We start from the raw sequence: 25,485 nt of genomic DNA, 5'->3' as shown, positions 1-25,485 counted from the left end.
TTTCCTCATCGGCCGCGTTTCACGCGGGAGGCAGGCGGAAGTATCGGCAACTCGCCGCGCCGTGCTCGAACCTCGAACCTTAAACGGCGCCTTCGCATGCATAACGCCGATCCTAGTGAGACCAGAATTGTTTTCGAAACGATAGATTCGCATGCATGCATGCGTACAGCGCATGCGAAACTGTTTTCACCGCGTTTCGGGCCTTTCCAGTGCGCTTCAGGTCGCCACGCCGCCGCGTTGTTCTTCGGCCTGCTCGAACAGCCAGCGCGTAAACGTGCGGGCGGCCTGGTTCTGCGAGCGGTCGTTCGGCGAGACGACGTAATAGCCGCCGCCATGACTCGCCGAAGCGTGCGTGGCGCGCACCAGCAGGCCTTCGTTCAGACACGCGTCGATCATATTGCGCCAGCCGAGCACCACGCCCTGGCCGAGAATCGCCATCTGCACGAGTTGCGGATAATGATTGACGACGACCGAGCGCGGCACGGCCGGTAATTGCACGCCGTTAAAGCCGAACCATTCGGACCACGACATCCATTGCCGCTGACCGTCCTCCTGCACCAGCAGGGTTTCGTACGCGAGCGCCGCCGGGTCCAGCACACGGCCCGCGAGATAGCCGGGCGAACACACCGGGTACACCTCTTCATCGAACAGACGACGCGCGGTGAAATGCGGTTCGGCGCGCTGACGTATGTAGTACAGCCCCACGTCGAATTCCGCGGGCGACAGCGACGCGAGTCCGTCGCGCACGATCATTCTGATCTTGACGTTCGGATGCGCGGCCCGAAACGCGCCGAGCCGCGGCGTGAGCCACAACACCGCGACACCGGATGAACACGCAATCGTCAATTCCTGATCGCCGTAATGCTTCATCACGTCGAGGGTCGCTTCGGAGCAACTGGCGAGCAGCCACTGCACCTGCTTCGCGTAGCCTTCACCGGCGATCGTCAGACGTAAAGCGCGGTGCTCCCGCACGAACAGCGAGCGGCCGAGAAACTCTTCCAGTTGAGCGATCTGCCGGCTGATCGCGCTCTGCGTCAAATGCAGTTCGGCGGCGGCCTTGGTGAAGCTGGCGTGCCGCACGGCCGATTCGAATGCGACGAGGCACTGCAGCGGGGGCAAAGGAGCGATGCGCATGATGACGGAAACCGGGTGACGATGACGCCATCATAGCGGCCGCGCGGGCCGCGTCGATCAACGGCTCGGCGCGAGGCCGTCTTCCGGTTCCAGCGTGCGGGTCCGCTTGAGTTCGGGGAAGAAACGCATCCACAGCAACGCGACCGCGATCGTCGCAATGCCGCCCACCAGCACGGCGGGTTGCGCGCCCCACCATCCGGCCGTCACGCCGGATTCGAATTCACCGAGTTGGTTCGATGTGCCGATAAACAGCGAATTCACCGCGCTCACCCGTCCGAGCATCTCCTCCGGCGTGCGCAATTGCACGAGCGACAGACGCACCACCACGCTGATCGTATCGGACGCGCCCAGCACCATCAGCGCGAACAGCGACACGAAGAAGTCATGCGACAGGCCGAACACCACCGTCGCCGCGCCGAACGCGATCACGCCGCCGAACATCGCCGCGCCGGGCCGCTTGCGCAACGGAAAATGCGCGAGCCACACGGTGCCCGCGAGCGCGCCGATCGCGGTGCCGGAGCGCAACAGCCCGAGACCGAGCGGCCCCGTATGCAGGATGTCGCGCGCGAATACGGGCAACAACGCAGTCGCGCCGCCGAACAGCACCGCGAACAGATCGAGCGACAGCGCGCCGAGAATCACCGGCTGCTTGCGAATGAACGCGATGCCCGAGAACACCGATTCGAGCGTGACCGGTGCGCGATTGGCGGGCCGCGCCTGGAGCGGAATGCCCCACACCGCAGCGGCCGCAGCGGCGAACGACAGCATGCACGCAAGATAGGCCGCGCCGGGACCGATGCCGTACAGCAAACCGCCCAACGCCGGACCGGCGATCTGCGCGGTTTGATTCGCGGAGGTGGCCCACGCCGTCGCTTTCGGCAACTGACCGCGCGGCACGACGGCCGGCAACAGCGACGCGACCGCGGGCGATTCGAACGCGCGCGCCGCACCGACGCAAGCCGCCAGCACGTAGATGACCGGCGCGCTGATCCAGCCGCCGAAAGTGCCGCAAGCGAACAGCAACGCCGCGACGCCTTCGAGTCCCTGGCAGATCGCGGCGATGCGGCGGCGATCGTAACGGTCGGCGACCTGGCCGACCACGAGCGTCAGCACGAACATCGGCAGAAACTGCGCGAGGCCGACGAGGCCGAGTGCGAACGCGCTATGCGTGAGCGCATAGATATGCCAGCCCATTGCCACGGCGAGCATCTGGAACGACAGCGAGGAAAGAATGCGGGTGCACCAGAAACGTTGGAACGCGGGGTGTTTCGGCAAACTGACGGGTGAGGGGTCGGCGGGCGCTGGAGGCATCGATGTCTTGCTCTTGACTAGGCTGGCTGGGGCGGCAGCTAGTTTAGAGCAAGATCGGCAGTCGTGTGATTTCGCGCCGCGCGGTGAGTCAGGCTCGACGGCTTTCGCTATCGGGCCGCCATCCCACTTCGCGAAGCGCGGTGAGCAGGCGCTCCGCGCCGATCGCTTCCGCGCGGGCGCCTCGCGCGCTCAGATCTTTGGCGGCCAGCAGCGCGTTGACGATCGCCTCTTCGACCGCCTCGCCCGCTGCCGAAAACAACGCGGACATGTGATCGTTATTGACCATCTCGACGGCGGTGGTCGGCGCGCCGACGCGTCCATAGTTCGCGACCGGCAGCCCCGAGTTGCCCACCGAAAACGCGAGGAAGATATCGCCGCTCGGGTCTTCCGTGCCGCCGCCCATCCGCGCGATACCGACACTGCCGCGCTGCGCGAGCCGCGTGCATTGATGCGGCAACAACGGTGCATCCGTGGCGATGGTCACGACGATCGAGCCCATGCCCGCTTCGCCGGTGCGCCCGTCCGCGGTCTCGCGAAACGGCGAATGCACCTGCTCCAGCACTTCGCCCACCGGATAGCCGGCCACGCGCAGCGCGTCGCGCCGCCCATAGTTCGCCTGCACCAGCGCACCGACCGTCCAACCGCCCTCGCCCGCTTTCAACACCCGCGACGCCGTGCCGATGCCGCCTTTGAACTCATGGCAGATCATCCCCGTGCCGCCGCCGACGTTGCCTTCCCGCACGTCGCCGGAGCGTGCTTCGGCGCGCGCCCGCCGCACGTGGTCGGCGGTGACGTGCTGCCCCCAGATGTCGTTGAGCAGCCCGTCGAAGGTTTCGAGCACCACCGGCATGCACCAGTAGACGTCGCTCGCCACCGCGTCGCGCTCGGCGGCGATCAGCGCGTCGCGCACCACGCCCACGCTGTGCGTGTTGGTGTACGCGATCGGCGTGGTCAGCAGACCGGCTTCGCGGATCCATTCGAGGCCGGTCGCGTCGCCATTGCCGTTCAGCACGTGGCAACCCGCGAAGCACGGCTGCCAACGCGCGCTGCCCGCGCGCGGCTCGATGATCGTCACGCCGGTATGCACCGACGCGTCCCCCGCTACGATGTTCAACGTGTGATGCCCGACCCGGACGCCGGCGACGTCGGTAATCGCATTGAAACGCCCGGGTGTGCCACGTCCGATACGGATGCCGAGTTCTCTCGTACGCATTGCCTGTCTTCCTTCGATTCAAAGTTCGCGAAACGTCACGCTATGACGTGCCCACGCCGCGTACATCGCGAGCGCCAACACCAGCAATCCGCCGATGATGTACAGATCGGTCGGCTTCGCCGCGCTCTGCATCGTCGTGTACAACACGTAGCCCGCACCGATCAGCGCCACCAGCGGCGGCAGCGGCCACAACGGCATGCGGTAATGATGCTCGACGTCGCGCCGCACGATACGGCTCGCGAGCGCCGCCAACGCGATCACCATGTAGATCACCAGCAGCAGATCGACCGTGAACGCCGTCAGGTCGTCGAGGCTGGAGACGAACAGCAGCAGCGTCGACGGAATCGCGAGCGTCAACGTGGCGAGCCACGGCGAGTCGAAACGCGGATGAATCTGCGTGAACGCGCGATTGCAGCGCCGTACCCACAACGCGTGCCGTCCGCTGCTATAGAGCAGACGTCCCACCTGAATCACAATCGCAATGATCGCGTTGAACACCGACAGGAAAATCCCCGCGCTCACCACCCGCATCACCGTCGGGTTGCTCAATTCGCGCACCACGTAGCCGATCGGATCGGCGCTCTTCGACATATCGATCAGCGACGGCGCGCCGAGCACGATCGCCGTCAACGGCACGAGTTCGACGAGCAGGATCAACAGCAGCGAAAAGATCACCGCCTTCGCCACGTTACGATTGCCGCCTTCGAGATCTTCCGCGAGAAACACCGCGGCGCCGAAGCCGTTGTAGCAAAAAATCGCCGTGCCCACGGCCGGAATGATCGCGGCGGCGGTCGCCGAAATCAGCGTGGCATTGCTGGCCACTTGCGGATGCACCAACGCACTGACCGCGCGATGCGGCTCGGAGAAACCGAGGTAGGCAATCAGCAATAACACCAGGACTTCGACCGTCAGAAACGCGCCGGTAATCCACGCGTTGGTCTTGATGTTCAGCATGCCGAGCACGTAGCTGAGCACCACGATCGCCAGCGCCACCGACTGGTTGCTGAAACTCGTGCCGAGCGCGTTGTTCAGATACGGCGCCGCGCCGCTCGCCAGCACCGCAGGGATGAACACGCTGACCGCCAGCACTGCGATAAAGGTCAGATAGCCCGGCAACGCGCCGAACACCCGCTTGGCCATTACATACTCGCCGCCCGCGCTGCGGTGCGCCGCGCTCAATTCCGCGTAGCACAGCGCGAAGGCCAGCGCGAGCACGCCGCCCAAAAGAAACGACAGCACCGCGCCGCTGCCGGCCTGCTGGATCGCGAACGGCGCGATCACGAAGATCGAACTGGCGGGCGTCACGCCCGATACGGTAATCATCACCACGTCACGCACGCTGAGCGACTGCTTCAGCGCGCGCGGCGTGCCCAGCTCGACGGAGACGGCTTGCGCCGCGCCCGATGTTTCGGTGATCGCCATCGTCCTCTCTCCTTTGCAATGATTTTGTCAGCGCCCATACTTGAGCACCGTTGGGCGGAGTGTAGGAAGCCAATTTGCGCGCCGCTATTACCGCTTGGGGTTACGCCAATTAGGTGGAGACGCATGGATCGACTGTTCACGGAAGTAGCGATGCATCAGGCGCTGGCGCGCGTGATCGATCATCTGGGCAGCCCCAGGTTCTGGCGCAATCTGATTCTTCTGCTCGACGAAGTGATGCCGTTCGATAACGCGTTGGCGGTACTGATCGGACCCGACGGCGTGCCGCGCGTGCTCGACGAGTTCGATACCGGCGGCACGGACGCACCCTCGCCGGTGCCGCTTTATCTGAACGGGCTGTACCTGCTCGATCCATTTTTGCAGGCCGCGCACGACGGTCTCGCCGACGGCCTCTACCGGCTCGAAGAGGTCGCGCCGGATCTGTTCCGGCAGAGCGAATACTTCCTGAGTTATTTCCGCGACGCAGTCGGCGAAGACGAATTGCAACTGATCGTGAAGCTCGCGCCGACGCACGAGGTGGTGTCGTTGTCGCTCGGTGCGAAGACGCGCTTCGAGGTCGAGGCGCTTGGACGCCTGGCAGTCTGCGCGCCCTGGCTGATCGCGACGATCCGTCAGCACCAGACGCGTCTCGCCACCGAACCGGGCAAGCGCGCCGACAGCGGCGATCTGTCGGGCCGGGTCGAACGGGCGCTCGCCGGGTTCGGCGCGGAGTTGCTGTCCGAACGGGAAATGTCGATCGCGCGGCTCGTGCTGCGCGGCAATTCGTCGAAAGCGATTGCCGAGCGGCTCACGATTTCGCCGGAGACGGTGAAGGTGCATCGGCGCAACCTCTACAACAAGCTCGGCATCTCGACGCAGCCGGAGCTGTTTTCGTTGTTCATTCAGGCGCTGGGGCACGAGGAGAAGTAGGCGCGTTCGGGGTTGCGCTCACGACCGCTTTCTCACGCCGCTGCCAGTGGCCCCGACCGGCTTAATGCATGCGGCATAAATGGCTCCGCGCTGCGTCGATACATCGACAATCCGCTCAATTCGCGTTCAAACAACTGCGATAAATATGATGTAATGACCGGATCGGGCGCTGCAGCCGCCTGCCTAACCGCTCAGGCGGGCAGGCACGGGGGAAACGATCGTCAGGCTGAACGCCCATCCGGATATTTCTGGCAGATTCCTATTCGACACCGATGAGTACAACCCGAGTATCGCCGTGGGGCATTCGCAAACTCACGTCACTGCGCTCGCTGCTCGCGCAGGCATTCGTCCCCGCCGGCCGCAACCTGCAATACATGCACAACCGGATGCGCCCCCTCGCGATCGTCGCGGTCATTGGCTTTCCGCTTTATTTTTACGTCTGGCACGATCTGTTTCCGCAGCCTTACGAGAATCTGCCGCTGCGGATCGTCGGCTCCCTGTTGTTCATGCCCATGCTGTTCGCCGAGCATTGGCCGGCATCGCTCAAGCGCTTCATGCCGTACTACTGGTACGCGGCGGTGTTCTATTCGTTGCCGTTTTTCTTCACGTTCATGCTGTTGAAGAACAACGGCTCCGACGTGTGGATCCAGAGCGCGTTGATCGCCGCCTTCGTGCTCGTGCTGCTGCTCGACTGGCTGATGCTGCTGCTCAATTTCGTGATCGGCATCGGCGTGGCGTGCCTCGCCTACTGGCTGACCACCCATCCCGCCGTCTTCAACTCAGCCTATCCCACCCATCTCGCCATTTTCTCGTTCGCCGTGGCGATCGGCGTGCTGGCGAACTACGATATGGAGCGCATCCGGATCGAGCAGGAGCGGGCCATGCTCGCCACCGCCGGCAGCATCGCGCATGAGTTGCGGACCCCGCTGCTCGCGATTCGCGCGGGCGCTTCAGGTCTGGGCCGCTATCTGCCGTCGCTGCTGGAAACCTATTCCATCGCGCAGCAGGGCGAACTGCCGGTGCCGAAGATCCGCCTGGCCCATCTTCAGTCGATGGACGGCGTCATCTCGCGGATCGAACAGGAGGCGCTGCATTCGAACGCCATCATCGACATGCTGCTCGCCAATGCGCGCTTCACCGGCGGCTTCTCGCACGGCACCTTGCATTGCTCGATCGGCGAGTGCGTCAGAGCGGCGCTCGAGCGCTATCCGTTTCGCGACGGCGAACGCGAACGGGTGCTGACCGACCTCGCGACGGACTTCACGTTTCACGGCGCGGACATGCTGATGACCCACGTGCTCTTCAACCTGCTAAAGAACGCGCTGCGCGGCATGGCGAGCGTCGATAGCGCACTGATCTCGGTCCGGCTCGTGACCGGGCCGCGGTCGAACCAGTTGCTGTTCCGCGATACCGGCGTGGGCATTGCCCCGGATGTCGTTCCGCACATCTTTACCCGCTTCTATACGTCGCCGGCCGGTGTCGACGACGCGTCGATCGGCACCGGCATCGGCCTGGCTTTCTGCCGCGACGTGATGCGCGACATGGGCGGCGCTATTGACTGTCAATCTGTCGAGGGCATGTTTACCGAATTCACCTTGACCTTCCCCCGAGCTGGAACAGGAACATGAGCACGATCAAGCCATTCTATTTTCCGACGACCGTCACGTTCGTCGACGACAGCCCGACCTTCCTGTCGAATCTTTGCCTGCAACTCGACTCGCAGCTCGCGTTTCAGCTCTTCAGCTCGCCGGCCGAAGCGCTGCAGTTCGTCAACAGCAGCTCCCTGCCGAGTTCGCCGAACCAGCCTATCTTCGCGCCGTTCCGCGACCGTACCGACGAGGACGTCGCGCAGCAGGTCATTTCGCTGAGCGTCAACACCGTGCGCAACCAGGTTCACAACGCGCAGCGTTTCGGCGCGACCTCGGTGGTGGTGGTCGACTACGACATGCCCGGCATGAACGGCCTGGAATTCTGCCGCCGCATGACCAACCCCGCCGTGCGCAAGATCATGCTGACCGGCAAGGCCGACGAACACATCGCGGTACAGAGCTTCAACGAGGGGATCATCGACCGCTTCATCCGTAAACAGGACGTGTCGGCAATCTCGTCACTGAACCGCGCGGTGCGCGACATGCAAAACGCCTATTTCGACAACATTGGCCACTCGATACTCGATACGCTGGCCCTGTCGGAGTACGCCTTTCTGCGCGACGAGGGGTTGGCTACGCGCGTGGCCGAGCTCTCGAGCGCGCTCGGCATCGTCGAACACTATCTCTCGTATAGTCCTGGCGGTCTGCTGATGCTCGACAGTAAAGGCAGCACGTATCTGCTGATCGTTCATACGCCGGAAACATTGCGCGGCGTGCGTGAGATCGCCGTTGCGCAGGAGGCGCCCGCGGCTTTTCTGGCCGAGCTCGATAGCCACCGCCGTCTGCCCTATTTCTGGCAAACCGACGGCGACTACCCCGCGCAATGCACGACGTGGGAAGACTACATGTATCCCGCGACCCAATTGAGCGGCCGGCAGGAGTATGTGTACGCGGTCATTCCTAACCCGCCCGGACTCGATCTGGAACGGGTGATCAGCTATGACAGCTATCTGGAGAAGCTTGACCGCGATATGGAAAAGACATGGAGCTCGAGAAACTGAGCGCCATGTTCCGCAGCTATCAGGCCGCTACGGCGCTGCCCGCTTCCACGCGTTCGCGGCTGCGTCGGCGTGGCGACAATTCGTCACCGAGGCGTCGCGTGGACGGCCATTTGTCCAGTTCGACCTCGCTGCGAATGTCGCGGCAAACGCTCACTACCCGCTCAAGCTCGGCATCCGTCAACGCCGCGTGAGCCGACAGGCGAATCAGCGCGCGGTTGCGCGGCGTAGCGGGCGCGCAGAACACCGAGCCGAAAATGCCGCGCGCCTCCAGTGCATCGCGCAACACGATCGTGCGCTGCTCGGTGCCCGCTTCGAGCGCGATGATCTGACTCTCGCTACCGTTCAGGTTGTACCCGAGTTCCGTCAGGCGCTCACGCAACCAGGCCGCGCTCGATGCCAATCTCGTGCGCCGCTCGTCCGACTCTTCGATCACCGACAAGGTGGCGTCCAGTCCGCTGAACTCATGCGGCAGTAGCGTGGAGCTGAAGATCGACGGATTCGCGCTGTACTTGAAGTACTCCTGGAAGTCGGCGCCAGAGGTGATAAAGCCTGCCCGGCCAGCGAACGCCTTCGCGAGACTGGCGGTGCGAAACGCGACGCGCGACTCGAGTCCGAGTTCGACGACGAGTCCCGCGCCGTGCGGACCGTGCGTGCCGAGCGAATGCGATTCGTCGACGACGAACACGCACCCATGCCGTTCGCACACTTCCGCGAATTCGACGAGCGGGCAGACGCTGCCGTTCGTGCTGTAGATCGAATCGATCAGCACCACGCCCTGCCCGTGCCGCGCGATCTGCTGCTCGAGATGGCTCGCGTCGTTATGGCGGAACGCGATGGCCGTCGCGCCCGCAATGCGCACCCCTTCCCACAGCGACATATGCGCCATCATGTCGAGATACACCGGGGTCTGCGCGGTGGCGATTGCCGGAATCAGACCGATATTCGCCGCGTAGCCGGACTGGCACAGCACACCGGCTTCCGCGCGCATGAATCTCGCAAGCCGGTTTTCGAACAGCGACAGCGGACAGTCGCCGCGCAGGAACACCGCCGACATGAGCAGGCCGTTGCCGTCCGCATACAACGTGTCGGCGGTCCGGTTGATGATGTCCGGATGCCGGGCGATCGCCAGATAGTCGTTACTCGATAGATGCAGCGCGTCGGCACCGGGCAGACGACCGCGCATGATGTGGCCGCCTCCCCATGTTTGCTGCACACGTTCATGGAAATAGCGCTCGACGCGCGATGTCACGAAGTCAGGCAACGCGGCGTGCGGATACCCTTGCCCTTGCGTCAAGGGATCGAGAACGTTTTTCATACAAGCTCCTTATGGTTAGCTGCCAATAGCGGTCAGCGGGTCCATAGTGAGCCCGTCATTTATGACGTGTCAGGAAAACCGGGCGAGCAATCCTGCTAGAAAGAGGTCTTTTTTCAAGCGGCAGTGGATGCAATCGGCGGGTCAGTACCGAGTGGCTTACGCGACTACATGCGAAATGCATAACATCGCATTTTTCGATGCGCGACAAGGCCCATCCCGGTGCGTCGTCACAGCACCCCAAGCAACGATTTCGGTTCGAGGAACGCTTCGATTCCAAAGGTGCCGTACTCGCGCCCAATGCCGGATTGTTTGAAGCCGCCGAACGGCGCAGCCGGTTCATGCGCGAGCGTGTTGACGAGCACGCGTCCCGCTTCGATTCTCGACGCGACTTCATGGGCCCGTGCTTTGTCTCGCGACAGCACGTACGCCTGCAAACCGTACGGCGTGTCGTTACCGATGGCGATCGCCTCTTCGGTGTCGCCGTAACCGATGATCGACAGCACCGGGCCGAAGATTTCTTCACGCGCGATCGTCATGGTGTTGGTGACGTCGCTGAACACGGTCGGACGCACGAACCAGCCGGCGTCGATACCGTCCGGGCGCCCTTCGCCACCGGCGATCAGACGCGCGCCTTCGTCGATGCCGATGCGGATATAGCGCTGCACGCGTTCCCACTGTTTCTGGCTGACCATTGGGCCGACCGTGGTGTTGGGATCGCGCGGATCGCCCGCTTGCGTGCGCGCGACCTCCTGCTGCACACGCGCTTCGAATTCCGCGAGCCGTTCGCGCGGCACCAGAATGCGCGTCCCGGCGATACAGGCCTGGCCGCTATTCATGAAGCCGGCCTGAATCGCGAGCGGCACGGCTTCGTCGAAGTTGGCGTCGTCGAGCACGATCACCGGCGACTTGCCGCCGAGTTCGAGCGTCACCCGCTTCAGGGTCTCCGACGCCGTGCGCAGAATCGACTTGCCGACGGCCGTGGAACCGGTGAACGAGATCTTCGCGACATCGGGATGCGCGCTGATCTGCGCGCCGACCGTTTCGCCGCGACCTGTCACGATGTTGAACACACCGGCGGGCAAGCCTGCTTCGTGCAGCGCTTCGGTGACGATGCGCGTCTGGATCGCGCTCATTTCGCTCGGCTTGATGACGGCCGTGCAGCCCGCCGCTAACGCCGTGGCCAGCTTGCCGCAGATGAAGCCCGCGTTGCTATTCCACGATGTGATCAGACCCGCGACGCCCAGGGACTGCATCACCACTTCGGCCGTGCCGGCGCGGCGCGTGAACGCGTAGTCCTGCAAGACTTTCGCCGCTTCGAGCAGCACGTTGCTCGCGTGTTGCGCCATCCAGCGGCCACGCGATACGGGCGCGCCGTACTCTTCGGTGATGGCTTCGTAGAGCTCGTCTTCTTTCGCGGCGACGGCTTCGTGCATCCGCTTCAACATCGCGATGCGTTCGCTTTTGCTGGTGCGGGAGAAGCTTGCGAACGCACGCTTCGCGGCGGCGACGGCGTCTTGCACGTCCTGCGCGTCGGCGAGACGCACGCGGCCGATTACCTGTTCGGTGGCCGGGTTGAAGAGGTCGAATAATTCGCTGCCGTGCGGCGTGACGAATTGGCCGTCGATGTAGATTGTGTCGATGAGTTGCATGGTGGGTTCGGTTCCTTTTTCGTTCACGCGGCGGGGAATGGGTTGACAGGGAGAAGATAGATCGATCTCATTGCAATAACTAGCCGTACAATCAGGCATGACTTGTTGAACAATTTAGAACAATGAGAACTTCGGGACTGGGTGAACTGGAAGCGGTGCTGGCCGTTGCGCGTCATCGTAGTTTTCGGGCGGCCGCGACCGAGCTCGGTGTGTCTACGTCGGCGCTGAGTCACGCGGTCGCGGCGCTGGAGGCGCGCATGGGTGTGCGGCTTTTCAACCGCACGACGCGCAGCGTGTCGCTATCCGAAGCGGGCGCGCAGTTTGTCGATAGCGTGGCGCCGGCAATCGCGACGATTCGCGGCGCGATCGAACAGGCCGGCAGCTTGCGCGACACGCCGGCGGGGACGTTGCGCATCAACTCGTCGGTGGGTGCGGCGCGGCAGGCTATGCCGATGTTTATCGAGTTTCTGCGGCGCTATCCCGACGTAAAGCTCGATCTGGTCACCGAGGGGCGGTTGATCGATATCGTCGTCGATGGTTTCGATGCGGGGATTCGTCTCGCTGACATCGTGCCGCAGGACATGATCGCGGTGCCGTTCGGGCAGCAGCAAAGGTTCGCTGTGGTGGGGAGTCCGGCGTATTTCGCGCGGTATAAACCGCCGCGTACGCCGGCGGATTTGCATGCGCATAGCTGTATTCGCAGCAGGATGCCGAGTGGCGGGATTTATCAGTGGGAGTTTGAGCGGCGCGGAGAGACGGTGCGTGTCGACGGTAAGGGTGTGTTGACGCTCGATGAACCGAATCTGATGCTGGAGGCCGCGCGTGCGGGGCTGGGGTTGGCTTATCTGACGGAGTGGAATGTTGCCGCGGATCTGGAGGCCGGCACGCTGGTGCGCGTGCTCGTGGATTGGACTCAGCCGATGGATGGATTGTGTTTGTATTATCCGGGGCGCCGGCATGTGCCGGCGGCGTTGCGGGCGTTGATTGGGGTGATTCGGGAGGGGGCGGAGGGAAAGAAGGTGCGGGGGAAGGTGGTGGGGAAGCGTGCGGGGGTGAAGAGTTGACGGGTCGCATTTCGCGCAAACAACCCGCGATCATGAAGCGACGTCCGCGTAAGCTGCCGGCGCAGCAGCGCCAGCATCCCAAGGCGAACCATGTGAACGAAGGGCTAGGGACAAAGTTTTCTTAGCTGCATTAGTATTCCATCCGATTCCCGGCGAAGTTCAGTGCCTGTCGCACGCTTGTAGCGGGAATTTAGGCGTATAGGCAGGATCGTGTGATTCGAACGAAATTTTCTTAACGTCCAGAATATCGACGCCTATGCGTGTCGTGACGGCGACGAATTTCCCATCCGCGCTGAAATCCGCCGAATAAATCCCCCCGCCGTACACGCGCCTAACAATCGTCTTCGGCTGACCACCCAGCTTATAAAGCGTCAGAAAATTCGTTTGTGGAGACTGTGGATTCGCCTGCGCAGGCATTCCGTAAAGAATCAGATAGCGATCGTCCTGGCTGAATCTCCCGCCATCAACATGGTGGCCAATCTTCACGTGTGAGAACTTTCCATCCTGTCCTGTGATCGCCAACAAACCGGGCCGGGAGACTTCAGCCGCATACGCCTTGTCGCATGACACCACGGGGGCCGCAGCATGCGCGACTCCGCAAGATAACAATAACGTCGAGATCCAAATCTTCAACATGTCACTCACCCAATACCTTGAATGCGTTTTGAGCTTTCCAGCGAAGTACCACTGCTGACAGTCCCGTTGGCAGATTTGTGGCCATAGTGGTCGGTCCAATGTCCTCGAGCATCGACGCGGGAATGGCTGTTCGTGGCCGAACTGAGACAAATGCATAACGTCCCGGCTCTACCGTTAGCGGTCTTTCGCTGCGCACTACCGAGAGATCGTCGTCAGAAGAACGTCGGCCTGTCGATGATGAACCCGGCGGAAATCTGGCACTGCCCATTCCGTCGATCGCGAGCGTCGATCCTGTAAAGTCGCAGTCAGATCAAGCTAGAAATCAAGTGACAGCCGCACGTGCCGCGGTGGCCGTGTCGTGCAATCGGGATGCCACCGTCCGTCATTGATGTATCGCCTTCCTCGATCACGTTCGGCGACACATCGGGGTGCTTTGGGCACGATACATGATCTTCCTTGCGCGCAACGACGCGGCCCTCTAACTCATCGTCGTCGAGCCACTCACTACCTTGCCACCATGGTCGGTGTCGTAATTGACACGAATGAGGTTCATCATATCAACCTGCTATTTCTCGAGAAGAGTTTTCAAATAATCAACTCGCTGTTTAGTGATCGAGACGAGACAGTCTTTCGTAATTAATCCAGAGCCAGCGCCTTGAGATTGTGAGGCCTCGGCCGCAATATAACCATTGCACTGCTTTTCTCTATAATTAAGCCAAGCCTTTTGCGATTGCTCAAACTCATTCTTGTATTGTGTTGAGGCATATATTTTTTGATAAATCGCATTCAAATCTTTTTTTGAAATATCCAGAGTTCGATCGGAGCATGATAAATCATCATACACATTTCCACTGGTGCACGCCTTGGCAAATGAACTCAGAGGCATAAACAGAAAAACTACTAAATAAATGATTTTTCTCATAACACCCTCAACAGATCAGGGATTGCATGGCGCTGGGAGTGCTATCGCATAAGCATCTGGCTTGGAAGGCATCAGCCCCTGCATTTTTCCGCGCGAACCGAGTGTTCCTTTCTACACCTATAGCCAGCGATTCTTGCTCGACGGACGGCATCTTCGATCCATGCTCTTGTTGCTTTAGAGCAATTGAGCTCCTTCTTCCCTTCTAATTAGCAGCTTGCCGCCCTGATCAGCATCAGGTCAACGACTGCGTTACAGCGGCATTTCAATGCTCGTAGTATCGAGTGACGCCGTAAAACAAATCGTCATCTTGCGTTTTTATAAGAACGATCTTTTCGTTCTTTTTCCATAACCAGGAACATTGACCGAGCCCAACGTCAGAGCACACTTGCATTTCGGGACGCCCTTTGCATCTTTCGTCCCCTGGAGCGCAATCCAAGGCATTGGCACTGTGATATGGACTCCATCCATGCTCAAACATGATTTCCCGAACCTTGCCGTAGGGTGTGTCCATTTTTATGGAAGGGACGTTCAATGCGCCAACGGTAGGTTCAGCAAACACATTGATGGAAAAAACAAACAACAATACCCACAGGTTACATTTGAAGGACAATCGCGTTCTCACTTCTAGCCTCTCATTAATAAAATTTATTGAGCACATCCATCAACTCCCCATTGGAACTATCATGTTTGACTATTACGCCGCGCGGGCTTGCACAGGAAGGCCCCCGCCTGCTTCGAACCGACAGGGCAAAGATCACGCAGTGTGAAACGGCGACTACGATCTTTTTAAGGATAATTTTCCACGCCCTATTCAGCTAGCCCAAGTGCGTGCGTCGCGTTAATTCGACAGATGCAATATTTGATAGCCAGTTGGCCAGCGGCCAAACAAAAACCCCGCAAATCGTAGACTCCACGGGGTTTCTGAAAAATCTTGGCGTAAAGGGTGAGCAGTCCGGCCACCCAACTTTAACTCAAGCTCGAAATCAAATGACAGCCGCACGTGCCGCGATGGCCGTGTCGCGCAATCGGGATGCCACCGTCCGTCATTGATGTATCGCCTTCCTCGATCACGTTCGGCGACACATCGGGATGCTTCGGGCACGATATGCGATCGCCTTTGCGCGCGACGAAGCGGCCGTCGTAACGCATGGTCGTCGAGCCGCTCACGACCTTGCCGCCGTGGTCGGTGTCGTCGTCGACACGGATAAGATTCATCATTATTGGACGGTGTTTATTTAAGCGAAATTACGGTTGCCGGGGTGCAATTCCCAAGCCATTAGGTTTCAACCGATCAGAGTCAACCCAACCATTTACTAGATTTTTTGATTTAGAATTGAGATAGACAACGGAAGTAAATTTTCCGTAGTCCGCATAGGCGTCAACCGAGTCAGCTTCCACAACGAATACCCCGTCAATCTTGCAGGATAAATCGGGGGCCGAATAAAATTGAAGACGCCCTTTCCCAATCACAGTCCTTCCGGCCGCATCACTAGGAATCCGGGTTGCATCTTTTGAGGCAACAGCATTGAGTTGTTCACAGTTCCCAACAGTTTTCGGCAAGTCGCCAAGACACATTGAAACGAAGTTTTTATATTTGCGCGCGTCCACCTTCAATACGTCAGGGTGTTCGGGGTCTCGCGTCACGTCCAGCGCCCGCATCGTGCCCGTATCGAGGTTTACCCAGCCAATGGAAACCTGTTTGTCAAGGTTGTCCGGGCTGTCGGCTGGAACGAATAATCTCACGCTGTAGACCCCACTGGTATGGTCCTCCATTTCGACACGGATATCTTTCTTTTTCATGAAGACGTGCTGAAGCGATGGAACGATCAATTCCCTCAGTTCGTTTTGGCAGGCCCCGGACAAGGCGTAGCTACTCTGCGAAAAAATTATGGAAGTCAGCGCAAAAAACCAATACGGATTGAATTTCATATTCATAAACTGATCACTGAAACGAATTAACGATTCGAGGGGAAATCGACTGCAACGTCGACCGGTAAACGTCCTGTGCGTGTGCGTCGGTCGAAAACCATCTTGCATAATTCCCGTTGTAATGAACGATGTATTTTGCCTTAAATTCCATGCCGACCCGGACCGAAGACACAACAACGAATACCTTCGGTCTGTCAGTAACTTGAGCATTCCCGCCAGCCCCACTTAAGCCTGCGCCCTCGAATGCGCTCCACGTCCCAGTAGGTAACTCGGCATAGAAATCCGGTGACCAACCATAATACGGCGCATCACCGTGGACCTCCATACCACCCGTACCGCACCGGCGATATTGCATGGACTGAAAATGTCGCGTTTCCGTTCGATACATGCGCTCGACAGTCTCAGCGATGCTTCGGCCGTACTTGTCGAAGATGTATCGCAGTGCATCTCGGGCATCTGCTTCATTGAAGTCATTGACCTGATTAACAGGTTTCGTGACGAAATTCCCAATCAGCCCAATCGGATGAAAGTGCCACGGCGTCGGCTCCTTTGGGAAACCCTCGACACCAGTCACCTGTTCCCACCACTGCAACCTGTTGATCCGCTCAAGCTCACTTTTCCAGAGCCACAAAAGCTGCTTCATCAACGGTGACAGGTCATCCCACTTGCCCGGACCTCCGCCCCATTCGCTTTCACAGCGCACCACCAGGTGCGAAATCGCTTCGGCCAGCCACGGCGTCTGCTGTGCATCCCTCAATTCCTGCGCCGTTATCTTGCCGTCGTGATTTGTATCGATCGCCTTTTCCAGCTTCGTGACGAGTTCGCCGGCGTTCACAAGCGACGTGCTCGATTCGAATTCCGACTTGTCCTCGCCTTGAATTAACTGCTGCGTGACGTACAGGTACCGCTTGAGCATGTCGACCGGCTTGATACTGCTGTGGTCGATCAGATCAAAACCGGGCCAGTCCCACGGACCACACATACGCGTAAGCGGATGGCTCTTCTCACACACCCAGCCCTGACGAGTGGCGCCGTCCTTCGTGCCAATCGTGATGTTCCACCAGTGCTGACCTTTGTCATCCTTCGCAACGTTTTGCGCGCCGAGCCTGTCGAGATCGACACGACGGAACACGTCGCGAAAATCCGCGCCCGGTCCTTTCGCGTTAGCGACCACCAAAGGAAAGTCTTTCCAGCCTTTCACGACCCCTGTCGTCACCTGGTTCGCCTGACTGGCGTCAACCCATAACGGTGACCCAAAGTTAGTGAGATGCTGTGTTTGAGGATGAGGATGCCCAGGATGACTGCCGGGGTGAGGGTGATTCGAAGCTGCGGGCGGGGCAGCGGGCGCAGTCTTCGGCTGCACCTTAACCCAGCATGAGCCTTGCGCATCGCCGAGCGGCACCAGATGCAGGCCGATCTGCGTCAGCGTCTGGTCGCGCTCGGGCAAGTCCGTTACCAGCAGCGCGCCCGGCGAGATTTCCAGAAACGCCTGTGCTGGTGGCAACTGTCTGGCCCGTTCCCGGCTCCTGCTGATGAAACCCTGAAGGTCCGGCCCGGCAAACGTTTCCAGATGCAGCATAGGATGCGTGCGCCCCGGGGGCAGCGAACTTGAATCGGTGTAGTCCTGATACTGGCCGAGATATCCGATTACGGTGCCCGCCGTCACAGCAAACGGCGTCTTGAGTACCACCACCTGATCGAGCGGCTTCGGATCGATCACGACATCCAGTTCCTTGACATACACCCAGCCATACGGCACGTGTGGTGACGCTGGTTGACCCGCTACCGGCCCGACTGGCGCGCCGCTCCTGATCGATGCAATCTTCGCCCAACCGGGCTTGTCCGACGTTTCCGTTGTGGAGACGATCAGTTCCGAACCTGTCGGCAGCAGCCCGATAATCTTGCCGTTGGCTGAATCGCGCACGCGGATGCCGGACACGGGCGAAGGTGGGGGCGATCCGTCGGTGGCATCGCTGGTGTCGCCAGCGGCCGGCGGCAATTTGAAATCATTCCGGATAAGGGCGCCGATCGGATCGCTATCGTCGCTGCCCGTCTGTTGCGTCAGGGGCGCGGCCGACGCGAGGGGCTTCGGCTTCGGCACCTCCTGTTTGTCCTTCGCCTTCGCGCCGACCCGGTAGTACCGGTCACCTTCCCAGAACGGCATCGGCTGAATTTGCGGCGCGTTTGGGTCAACGGGAGCTTCCTTGGCAGCTTCCATCGCCAGTTCATACCCGACCCAATCCAGCAGGTGCATATACAGGCTGAAAAATACCAGCGTGTCGGCGGCGGGAGCTTTCGGGGGTTGCGCAGGAGTAGCTGGCGTGCTTGCAGCAGCCGGGGCGCTTGCCGTGCTGGCCGCAGAAGCGGGGGCTGCTGCCGCGCTGGATGCGCCAGGCGCACTGGCCGCGTTCGGCGAGGTCGAGTCCTGTTTCGGTTGCGGCGGAAGCTGCAGCTTGTGGCGGACCAGCACAAAGCCCGTCGAATACAGTGCCGAACGCTTGTCCTTATATTCGAGTTCGGGGTATTTCGAATCGAGCCGGTACGCGACCACCTCACCGTCCGCAATCGCGCGGATGCCCACGTCCTGCTTCAGCGCGTTGCCGGTTTTTCCATCGAAGTGAACTCCGCCGTGCCACAAGCCGTTTGCGCCGAGCGGATAGAAGCCGTTCTGCGCATTGCCGAGTGCCTTCATGTACGTCATCGGGTCGCCTGCGTCGTCCTTACCGGCAGACGCAAACGGAAAGCTGAAACCCAGCGGTTTGTAGGGCGGTGCGGCGGGCGTGGCCGGAGTCGTCGCAGCCTGCTGCGGATGCGCGGGGTGAGGGTGATGCGCGCCGTGGTGCGAATTGCTCATGGGATTCAGTTCCCGTTGTTATTCATGACAGATGGTCTACAAGTGGCGGAGGTCAGCCGGAAAACGACAGACCGCGCCCGCCCTTCGTCGCGACGGGTGTTGCCTGCAACGGATCGAGGTTCGTCGCACTTGCCCCACCCGGCTTGTCCCACGACGCGCAACGTTCCAGGATGTGCCCGGTCGTGACGTTCTCGATGCCTCCGCCCTTGATGCTGATATACGAGCCGCCTGCACCGATCCACACTTCCTCTTTCGCGGTCAGGACAAGCCGACCCGTCGCGCTCTCAACTTTCACGTCCAGTTGCGCAAGCAGGTTCATCGCATCGCTGAGCGCCTGGATGTCGATCTTCCCTTTGCCCGCAATCAGCTTGATGCCGAGGTTCTGCGCGAACAGGCTGATGCCGCCCATCACACTCGCGAGCAGGGATTTACCGGCCGCAAGAATGACGTTCTTCCGGGCAACCGCGTTGACGTGCTCGTCCGCCGTGAAGTGCAGCGATTGCTGCGTGGTCGCCGCGATACCGTCCGGGCTCGTGAGCACGAGGGCCGCTTTCGAAAATCCGTTCGCATTGCCCGTGCCGCCGCCTGCCGTGCGGCCGCCTTTGCCGACCGAGCCCGCCACGCTGTGCTGGGTCGAATCGGTAAAGGTCTTGAGTGCATCATGCCCGTCCTGCAGACTCTCGCCCCGGTTCATCTCGCTCGCCTTGGAGACGGTTTCAAGGACCGCCTCGGCGCCCGCCAGTTGCCCGGTCGCGGCCGCTACGCCAAGCGGTTGCGCCGTGACGGGCTGCGTCGAAATGACCATGCCCTGCGCGGCGCGGATCGCCCCGTAAGCGCCCGACTTCAGATCAAAGCCCGTGCCGATGAACGCGCCACGCGTGTTGTCCGTATGCTGGATCAGATACCCCATCTGAAGACCCGTCGCGTAGCTCGTCGAGGACAGGCTCATGCGGTTCTGTCCGCTCGCGTCATCCATCAGGAATTCGTTGAACCCGTCGCCCCCGTATTCCTTCGAGCGGTGCCCGGAAAACAGCCCATGCGAGTGGAACACCGGTTTCGTCGCGCCCCCATGCAGCCGCGAGATAATCACGGGCCGGTCGCAATCGCCATTCACGAAGCCGACCAGCACTTCATCACCCTTCCTCAAGGCGAAGTGTCCGCCGCGCTGGTTGCCCGCATCCGGCATCGCCGCGCGTATCCACGCCGACGCGCGTTCGTTGCGGTCCTTGCGACTCCACGAAAGCCATACCTTCGAACGGTTCAGGGAGTCGATAAAAATCTCTTCGTTGTCCGGCGTGCCGACGATGCCCGTCTGCAGATGCATCTCGGGCTTCTGATGCTTGAGCGGACTGCGAAACGGCACGCGCCGACGCTGTGCCTCGATCTCTACCTGAAAGAATCCCGCACTGCCGTCCGTATGGCGAACCGTCGATCCTGAGCCCGCTCCACGCGCCTGTTCGACTTCGGCGCGCAGGCTCCGCGGAAACTGCGCGAGCGCGTCGATACCCGGCACGTTATTCTGGATCAGCCAGTCGACGGCGATGATCGCCATTTCGCGGTCGTTTGCCGGTTCGGTGTCGTGAACCGGGTGACCGTCGAGTTGATACCAGTAACCCGGCAGCGCGCACCGCAGGCTTCCGACGCCGAAGTAACGTTTCGAGCGGCTTGCCATTTCCTCCGTGCGAATGCGCGCCTGCTGTTCGCCCATGTCGCTGTCCGACCACGAGTACCCGCCGGTATAAATGAATTTCTCTCCCTGTGCGGGCAGTTCGTCCTGATTGAATGCCGGGGAACTGACTTCCTTCGGCAGGTCAGGGCGCATGTAGTCGAACGTGTTCGTCGTAATGGATTCGCTTTGCGAATCCTGCTGCTCACTCCACTGAGTCAGGCCGTCGAACTCCTCGTTTGTCGCCGAACGACTGAATGTCACTATCTGTTGCGGCAATGGCGGCACGAAATACAGATCGTCCGTAATGACAACCGTGTGGGATTTACCGTCTTTGGCAAACTCAAAGCGTGGAAAGACGCCAACCTCTTCCATGCTGCGGTAGACAAAATTCCAGTCGTCTTCCCATTGAACACGCTGCGAATACGAGCGGATCGGTGAACGCAGATCAAAGCGATACTGTCCCTGAGCCTGCGGGGTCTTAGCGAACACGTCGGAGAGAATCTGCCTGCCGTCGATTTCCTGCCAGTCGCGGCAGTCGCTGCTGAGCTTGAGAAGGCTCAACCATGACGAAAACTGAATCTGGTAAGACGTCAGTGGCCCGTCACTTCCGAGACGACGTGCATGCTGCACATAACCATGGATCGGCATATAGCTGGAGTCGGTCTGCTGAATCCAGAGGGTGACCGGCTTGAGCACAAGTGCGCTGAGTTTGATCTTTTCGCCGTACGTCGACACGGCGTCAACGGTGAAGTCGAAATTTGCTCCGAGCCGCCCCGAGCCTTTCACATACATTGGTACGAGCCAGTCGTCGCCAAGCGGCGTATCTAGTTTGATCAGTCGGCCGAGCTGCGTATAGCCGGCGCGCAGCGCTTTGTCCAGCACTTCGGAAGCCATGCGGAAACCCCGTGTTCAGGAAACACAACCTGGCCGCCATACAGAGTGGCGCGGCCTCTTTTACTTCGTCTATCATTGCCTCTGGAAGACGGAGTCTTCGGGCATTGGGTCCGTTATCAAACCTGTTGCGACATACAATTCAAAATACATTTATCCATATTGCATGAAAGGCAATCGCCCAGCAGCATCGATTACCTGGTTCTGCGCGCGATTCTACCGGAATCAATAGCGAACGCCATATCGAGGTCGTGTCAGAATTTGTAAATTGAAACACACTGGCCGACTCTACTGCACAGATAAAACACGACATTTTTATTAAGAATTCCGGAAGCATGTTTATACGCTTCAACGAAACCTTAACGAATCCTTTCAAAGCCGGCGGCCCTGTCGCGAAGAAAGGTGACGAATTATCCCATAACGCATAATCCGATCAATTTCAGAAGAGAAAACAGCATGCCACGCCGGTCTGCCCACCTGCCAAGCCTGACGCGCGAAGAATTCGAGATGCTGGTCACTGCGGCAAGACGGCCCGGCAAACTGGGCAGGCCGATATCTGATCGCAGCGCGGCAATGGCGCGATCTGTGTTGATTGGCGGATTGACTTATACGCAGGCCGCGCTTGCACAGGAAGGCCACGTTTCAACCGCTTACCAGGCCGTTCTGCTGTTACTCCGCTATCAAAAACGGAAATCGTCCGTTCTGTCAGCCCAACGTTCCCGCGACGAACAGTTGGACTTGATTCGCCGCAAGTTTGTCGATGCCGGAACGGCTTTGCTTGACACGGATTGGCGCGGACAGAACGCCCGGTATCGATTGCGGTGCGCACAGGGGCACGAATGGGAGCGCGGCGGCCAGCAATTGCTACGCGTTGCCCGCATCGCGTGCGAACATTGCCGGGTCGAAGGTGTCATGAAGCGGATGCGCGATATTGCCACTCAGTCGGGCGGTGAGTGCCTGACCCGGTCGTATCTTGGGTTGAATGGCCGATACCGGTTCGTTTGTGCAATTGGACATGAGTTTCAGACGACAGCAGATATCACGTTGGGGGGCCGTTGGTGTCCAGCGTGCTCAAACATGAGAAGGGCCGAGCGCCAGCTGTGGGCCGAAGGTGGGCTTCTCCCGATACAGGAGCGTGCCCGCGAGCGCGGCGGGGAATGTCTCTCCACGACGTACAACGGAAAGATGGCGCAATACCGGTTCCGATGCGCTCAGGGGCATGAATGGGAAACGTGCGGCATGGAGGTGATGCGCAAGGCATGGTGCCCGCAATGCTTCGTAGACCGGTTGCGCCGACCGGATGGTTTGGCGGAGCTTCAGCAAGCCGCCGAACGTTGGGGTGGCAAATGTCTGGCGTCAGGTTATCAACGTATAAAGACCCGCTATCCGTTTCAGTGCGAGCGAGGGCATGAATGGATGGCGTGGGGCTCAGAGATTCTTAAAGGAAGCTGGTGCCCGACCTGTCGCACCGAGGACCGGCAGCGGCGCGGCATCGAAACAATGCATGCGGTCGCGGAAGAGCGTGGCGGGCGGTGTCTGTCCGATACCTACGTTGATAACCAGACAAGGCTGGAATGGGAGTGCGCGCGCGGTCATCGATGGTGGGCGCAGCCTAGAAACATAACGTCTGGCAACTGGTGCGCCCAATGCAGTTTCATGGCGCAGATTACGCGCGAGAAGACGCGCCGCAAGCGCCGCTATGAAGCGGTTTCGCAAGCCGATTGATGCAGTCATGATGTCCGTTCGGTTAGGGCTTGGCGAACATAGCTACTGACCGGTAGTTCGCAGGCGAATCGATATGAAGAACTGGTTTTTTCTGGATACGTTGGACAACCCCGAACTCAACTGATCGAAGGCCCGGCAGAACATGGAAACTCGCATCTTTTTCTCGTGGCAGGCTGACCGAAGCACAAAGGTTGGCAGGAATTTGCTTGAACGTTCGCTCGAGCAGGCAATCAAGGCTATTAACGAGCCCGTGTCGGTTGAAGAGCCGGATCGCGATGACTCCAATGTCATGCTCGACCGCGACACCAAGGACACGCCTGGATTTCCGCCGATCGTCGAGACGATTTTCTCGAAGATAGAACGTGCCGCTGTTTTTGTTCCGGACTTTACCTTTGTAGGTACACGGGCGGACGGCCGCCCAACGCCGAATCCGAATGTCTTGATTGAGTATGGCTACGCTCTGAAGACGCTGGGCCATAGCCGAATTATCCCCGTAATGAACATCGCATACGGCGAGCCGAACAACGAGAACCTACCATTTGACCTTCGTCATCACCGGCACCCAATAACATTCAATTGCCCGGAAACAGCAAGCGAAAGTGACCGGCAGTCGGTACGGGGAAGCTTGTCCAAGGTGCTGGGCGATGCAATTCTAGCCGTACTCCGCAGCGCAAGCTATCGCTCGGCCTTGCCTGCAGACGACTTGCCAAAGCTTTTCGCGTCTCGACCCGAAAGCGGTATCAGAGGACGGCTTTTCCCGGAAAGGGCCGCCATCGGGGTTGCCGAGTTCTTTCCAGGCCTCGGTCACAATAGCCCGGTAGTTCTTGGACAAGGCTCGGCGATGTGGCTAAGAGTTATGCCGAAGTATGACCAGAACAAGACGTGGACCCGATCCGATCTTCATGGAGCAATAACAGTATCAAGCGAACACCTTGGTTTATTAATAGGTGGCTACGGCGGATTCAGTTACTTTAACGGCACAGATAGCCGCGGAATATTTGTTGGGACACCGGGAGGCATTGCGCCCTCTGTCACATCACTTTTCTATAGCGGTGAAATCTGGAGTATCGATGTTGCGTATCTCGACTCGCCATCTGGACCGCGGACCAAGGTAGTCCCGTATGTTGAGAATATCTTTGCTAACGCACTATCACACTATGCCAACGTTCTCACTCGCCTGGGAGTGACAGGAGAACTCCACTGGAGCGCGGGTATCGACGGGATCAAGGACCGGCAACTTGCAGTTCCCGCGCAACCCGGGGCCAGCAGCCATTTTCATCCGAGGGGTACGTTTCTCGCAAACGAGGTTTGCGCAGAGGGTGATTTCTTAACCGGTGGTGACGCCAAGGTTGCGCTGACTCCATTTTTCGAGAAAATTTACGACGGCGCGTGTTTATCCCGTCAGTGGTAATACTTCGCTTGCTACCCGGATCGAGGATTGGTTCATATGGGTATGCCGTAACGACCCAAGCAGCAGGGTCAATGGGGCTAGCTCAACAGGATTAACCGTATTTGAGCCACATGGCATAATTGAGCCATCAATTCAAACGATCCACCAAAAACCATGCGCAAGCTCTATTACGGCAGGATTTCGACCACGGACGGCCAGTCCTCTGCGAGCCAGTACGAGGATGCCAGAGCCCACGGCGTGCAGGAGAAGGACGTTTTCATTGATGAGGGCGTTAGCGGCTATCACATTGCTCCTGACGCGCGGGAACAGTGGCGCAGAGCCGAACACGATCTACGACACGGCGGAGTTCTCATCGTGCGCTGGCTTGATCGCATTAGCCGCCGCTATGACGAACTGCACCGAACAATGCGCCGCTTAATGGACCTCGGCGTTCGCGTCGAATGCACACTCAACGGGATGGCTTTTGACGGGAAAGCCAAAGACCCCATCGAGAAAGCGACCCGAGATGCCGTGCTGGCATTCATGGCGGCGCAGGGCGAAGCGGACTACCGCAATCGAGCAGAGATGCAACGTCGCGGCGTAGCGATCGCAAAAGCAGAAGGGAAATACAAGGGACGCGTGCGGTCACATGACTATTCCGCGATAACGGCATGGCGAGAAGAGCACGGCGCGAGCATTCGCGCCACTGCCGATGAGTTCGGAATAGGGACAGCGACTGTCAAGCGGGCATGCGCTGAAGAACGCCGCCTCTAATTGACTATGC

At 59.8% G+C, this 25,485-nt stretch carries 19 protein-coding genes and 1 pseudogene; 7 read left to right on the top strand and 13 right to left on the bottom strand.

Annotated features, from left to right (window positions below; translation table 11 throughout):
- Nucleotides 1-216 precede the first annotated feature (216 nt).
- The 4 genes from HWY05_RS06890 to HWY05_RS06875 form a co-directional block, all read right to left on the bottom strand.
- A complete protein-coding gene (locus HWY05_RS06890) occupies nucleotides 217-1,134 on the bottom strand; it encodes a LysR substrate-binding domain-containing protein (protein ID WP_176057866.1) in 918 nt (305 codons plus the stop codon).
- Nucleotides 1,135-1,191: 57 nt separating this feature from the next.
- Nucleotides 1,192-2,445: an MFS transporter gene (locus HWY05_RS06885; RefSeq protein WP_176057865.1), complete on the bottom strand. Its 1,254-nt coding sequence runs from the start codon at nucleotides 2,443-2,445 to the stop codon at nucleotides 1,192-1,194.
- Between the two features lie 88 nt (nucleotides 2,446-2,533).
- Nucleotides 2,534-3,658 (bottom strand): P1 family peptidase, encoded by a 1,125-nt coding sequence (locus HWY05_RS06880; RefSeq protein WP_176057864.1) that lies wholly within the window; start codon nucleotides 3,656-3,658, stop codon nucleotides 2,534-2,536.
- Between the two features lie 18 nt (nucleotides 3,659-3,676).
- A complete protein-coding gene (locus HWY05_RS06875) occupies nucleotides 3,677-5,080 on the bottom strand; it encodes an APC family permease (protein WP_176057863.1) in 1,404 nt (467 codons plus the stop codon).
- 123 nt (nucleotides 5,081-5,203) lie between these two features.
- Between HWY05_RS06875 and HWY05_RS06870 the strand changes: the two genes are divergently transcribed.
- The 3 genes from HWY05_RS06870 to HWY05_RS06860 all read left to right on the top strand — a co-directional run bounded on the left by HWY05_RS06870 (nucleotide 5,204) and on the right by HWY05_RS06860 (nucleotide 8,657).
- Complete coding sequence (locus tag HWY05_RS06870; RefSeq protein ID WP_035551499.1) at nucleotides 5,204-6,007, top strand: LuxR C-terminal-related transcriptional regulator; 804 nt, start codon at nucleotides 5,204-5,206, stop codon at nucleotides 6,005-6,007.
- A gap of 272 nt (nucleotides 6,008-6,279) precedes the next feature.
- The gene (locus HWY05_RS06865) at nucleotides 6,280-7,635 is read left to right on the top strand and encodes a HAMP domain-containing sensor histidine kinase (protein ID WP_231584942.1); all 1,356 of its coding nucleotides are present in this window, start codon (nucleotides 6,280-6,282) and stop codon (nucleotides 7,633-7,635) included.
- Nucleotides 7,632-8,657 carry a response regulator gene (locus HWY05_RS06860; protein WP_035551502.1) on the top strand — a complete coding sequence of 342 codons (1,026 nt, stop codon included), beginning with the start codon at nucleotides 7,632-7,634 and terminating at the stop codon, nucleotides 8,655-8,657. The genes HWY05_RS06865 and HWY05_RS06860 overlap by 4 nt, the downstream gene beginning before the upstream one ends.
- Nucleotides 8,658-8,676: 19 nt before the next feature.
- Here HWY05_RS06860 and cqsA read toward each other — a convergent pair whose 3' ends face one another.
- Complete coding sequence (gene cqsA / locus HWY05_RS06855; RefSeq protein ID WP_176057862.1) at nucleotides 8,677-9,972, bottom strand: alpha-hydroxyketone-type quorum-sensing autoinducer synthase; 1,296 nt, start codon at nucleotides 9,970-9,972, stop codon at nucleotides 8,677-8,679.
- 227 nt (nucleotides 9,973-10,199) lie between these two features.
- Nucleotides 10,200-11,621 (bottom strand): aldehyde dehydrogenase family protein, encoded by a 1,422-nt coding sequence (locus HWY05_RS06850; protein WP_176057861.1) that lies wholly within the window; start codon nucleotides 11,619-11,621, stop codon nucleotides 10,200-10,202.
- A 122-nt stretch (nucleotides 11,622-11,743) separates the two neighbouring features.
- Here HWY05_RS06850 and HWY05_RS06845 point away from each other — a divergent pair, with 122 nt between their 5' ends.
- Nucleotides 11,744-12,685, top strand: coding sequence for a LysR family transcriptional regulator (locus HWY05_RS06845; protein ID WP_176057860.1), 942 nt, complete (start codon nucleotides 11,744-11,746; stop codon nucleotides 12,683-12,685).
- A 159-nt stretch (nucleotides 12,686-12,844) separates the two neighbouring features.
- On the opposite strand, the gene HWY05_RS06840 is transcribed toward HWY05_RS06845, so the two are convergent.
- The 7 genes and pseudogenes from HWY05_RS06840 to HWY05_RS06810 all read right to left on the bottom strand — a co-directional run bounded on the left by HWY05_RS06840 (nucleotide 12,845) and on the right by HWY05_RS06810 (nucleotide 21,589).
- Nucleotides 12,845-13,321 (bottom strand): hypothetical protein, encoded by a 477-nt coding sequence (locus tag HWY05_RS06840; RefSeq protein WP_176057859.1) that lies wholly within the window; start codon nucleotides 13,319-13,321, stop codon nucleotides 12,845-12,847.
- Nucleotides 13,322-13,626: 305 nt separating this feature from the next.
- Nucleotides 13,627-13,877 (bottom strand): annotated as a pseudogene (locus tag HWY05_RS06835) (PAAR domain-containing protein).
- 9 nt (nucleotides 13,878-13,886) lie between these two features.
- Complete coding sequence (locus HWY05_RS06830) at nucleotides 13,887-14,243, bottom strand: lysozyme inhibitor LprI family protein (protein ID WP_176057858.1); 357 nt, start codon at nucleotides 14,241-14,243, stop codon at nucleotides 13,887-13,889.
- 966 nt (nucleotides 14,244-15,209) lie between these two features.
- The gene (locus tag HWY05_RS06825) at nucleotides 15,210-15,461 is read right to left on the bottom strand and encodes a PAAR domain-containing protein (protein WP_176057857.1); all 252 of its coding nucleotides are present in this window, start codon (nucleotides 15,459-15,461) and stop codon (nucleotides 15,210-15,212) included.
- Between the two features lie 27 nt (nucleotides 15,462-15,488).
- Nucleotides 15,489-16,178 (bottom strand): hypothetical protein, encoded by a 690-nt coding sequence (locus HWY05_RS06820; protein ID WP_244146539.1) that lies wholly within the window; start codon nucleotides 16,176-16,178, stop codon nucleotides 15,489-15,491.
- Between the two features lie 7 nt (nucleotides 16,179-16,185).
- Nucleotides 16,186-19,026, bottom strand: coding sequence for a lytic transglycosylase domain-containing protein (locus HWY05_RS06815; protein WP_244146538.1), 2,841 nt, complete (start codon nucleotides 19,024-19,026; stop codon nucleotides 16,186-16,188).
- A 52-nt stretch (nucleotides 19,027-19,078) separates the two neighbouring features.
- Nucleotides 19,079-21,589: a type VI secretion system Vgr family protein gene (locus HWY05_RS06810; RefSeq protein WP_176057856.1), complete on the bottom strand. Its 2,511-nt coding sequence runs from the start codon at nucleotides 21,587-21,589 to the stop codon at nucleotides 19,079-19,081.
- Nucleotides 21,590-21,988: 399 nt separating this feature from the next.
- Between HWY05_RS06810 and HWY05_RS06805 the strand changes: the two genes are divergently transcribed.
- The 3 genes from HWY05_RS06805 to HWY05_RS06795 all read left to right on the top strand — a co-directional run bounded on the left by HWY05_RS06805 (nucleotide 21,989) and on the right by HWY05_RS06795 (nucleotide 25,475).
- Complete coding sequence (locus tag HWY05_RS06805; RefSeq protein WP_176057855.1) at nucleotides 21,989-23,311, top strand: hypothetical protein; 1,323 nt, start codon at nucleotides 21,989-21,991, stop codon at nucleotides 23,309-23,311.
- 142 nt (nucleotides 23,312-23,453) lie between these two features.
- The gene (locus HWY05_RS06800) at nucleotides 23,454-24,722 is read left to right on the top strand and encodes a hypothetical protein (RefSeq protein ID WP_176057854.1); all 1,269 of its coding nucleotides are present in this window, start codon (nucleotides 23,454-23,456) and stop codon (nucleotides 24,720-24,722) included.
- 153 nt (nucleotides 24,723-24,875) lie between these two features.
- Complete coding sequence (locus HWY05_RS06795; protein ID WP_176057853.1) at nucleotides 24,876-25,475, top strand: recombinase family protein; 600 nt, start codon at nucleotides 24,876-24,878, stop codon at nucleotides 25,473-25,475.
- Nucleotides 25,476-25,485: the final 10 nt, after the last annotated feature.

Origin of the sequence: Paraburkholderia sp. BCC1876 (assembly GCF_902833695.1) — a bacterium.
GTDB lineage: Bacteria > Pseudomonadota > Gammaproteobacteria > Burkholderiales > Burkholderiaceae > Paraburkholderia.
The sequence above is the reverse complement of the archived record's forward strand: the minus strand, read 5'-3'. Positions and strand labels throughout refer to the sequence as shown.

Bases quoted from the DNA above. Each gene is read 5' to 3' on its own strand.
- HWY05_RS06890 (WP_176057866.1), bottom strand. From the start codon at position 1,134: ATGCGCATCGCTCCTTTGCCCCCGCTGCAGTGCCTCGTCGCATTCGAA.
- HWY05_RS06885 (WP_176057865.1), bottom strand. From the start codon at position 2,445: ATGCCTCCAGCGCCCGCCGACCCCTCACCCGTCAGTTTGCCGAAACAC.
- HWY05_RS06880 (WP_176057864.1), bottom strand. From the start codon at position 3,658: ATGCGTACGAGAGAACTCGGCATCCGTATCGGACGTGGCACACCCGGG.
- HWY05_RS06875 (WP_176057863.1), bottom strand. From the start codon at position 5,080: ATGGCGATCACCGAAACATCGGGCGCGGCGCAAGCCGTCTCCGTCGAG.
- HWY05_RS06870 (WP_035551499.1), top strand. From the start codon at position 5,204: ATGGATCGACTGTTCACGGAAGTAGCGATGCATCAGGCGCTGGCGCGC.
- HWY05_RS06865 (WP_231584942.1), top strand. From the start codon at position 6,280: ATGAGTACAACCCGAGTATCGCCGTGGGGCATTCGCAAACTCACGTCA.
- HWY05_RS06860 (WP_035551502.1), top strand. From the start codon at position 7,632: ATGAGCACGATCAAGCCATTCTATTTTCCGACGACCGTCACGTTCGTC.
- cqsA (WP_176057862.1), bottom strand. From the start codon at position 9,972: ATGAAAAACGTTCTCGATCCCTTGACGCAAGGGCAAGGGTATCCGCAC.
- HWY05_RS06850 (WP_176057861.1), bottom strand. From the start codon at position 11,621: ATGCAACTCATCGACACAATCTACATCGACGGCCAATTCGTCACGCCG.
- HWY05_RS06845 (WP_176057860.1), top strand. From the start codon at position 11,744: ATGAGAACTTCGGGACTGGGTGAACTGGAAGCGGTGCTGGCCGTTGCG.
- HWY05_RS06840 (WP_176057859.1), bottom strand. From the start codon at position 13,321: ATGTTGAAGATTTGGATCTCGACGTTATTGTTATCTTGCGGAGTCGCG.
- HWY05_RS06830 (WP_176057858.1), bottom strand. From the start codon at position 14,243: ATGAGAAAAATCATTTATTTAGTAGTTTTTCTGTTTATGCCTCTGAGT.
- HWY05_RS06825 (WP_176057857.1), bottom strand. From the start codon at position 15,461: ATGATGAATCTTATCCGTGTCGACGACGACACCGACCACGGCGGCAAG.
- HWY05_RS06820 (WP_244146539.1), bottom strand. From the start codon at position 16,178: ATGAATATGAAATTCAATCCGTATTGGTTTTTTGCGCTGACTTCCATA.
- HWY05_RS06815 (WP_244146538.1), bottom strand. From the start codon at position 19,026: ATGAGCAATTCGCACCACGGCGCGCATCACCCTCACCCCGCGCATCCG.
- HWY05_RS06810 (WP_176057856.1), bottom strand. From the start codon at position 21,589: ATGGCTTCCGAAGTGCTGGACAAAGCGCTGCGCGCCGGCTATACGCAG.
- HWY05_RS06800 (WP_176057854.1), top strand. From the start codon at position 23,454: ATGGAAACTCGCATCTTTTTCTCGTGGCAGGCTGACCGAAGCACAAAG.
- HWY05_RS06795 (WP_176057853.1), top strand. From the start codon at position 24,876: ATGCGCAAGCTCTATTACGGCAGGATTTCGACCACGGACGGCCAGTCC.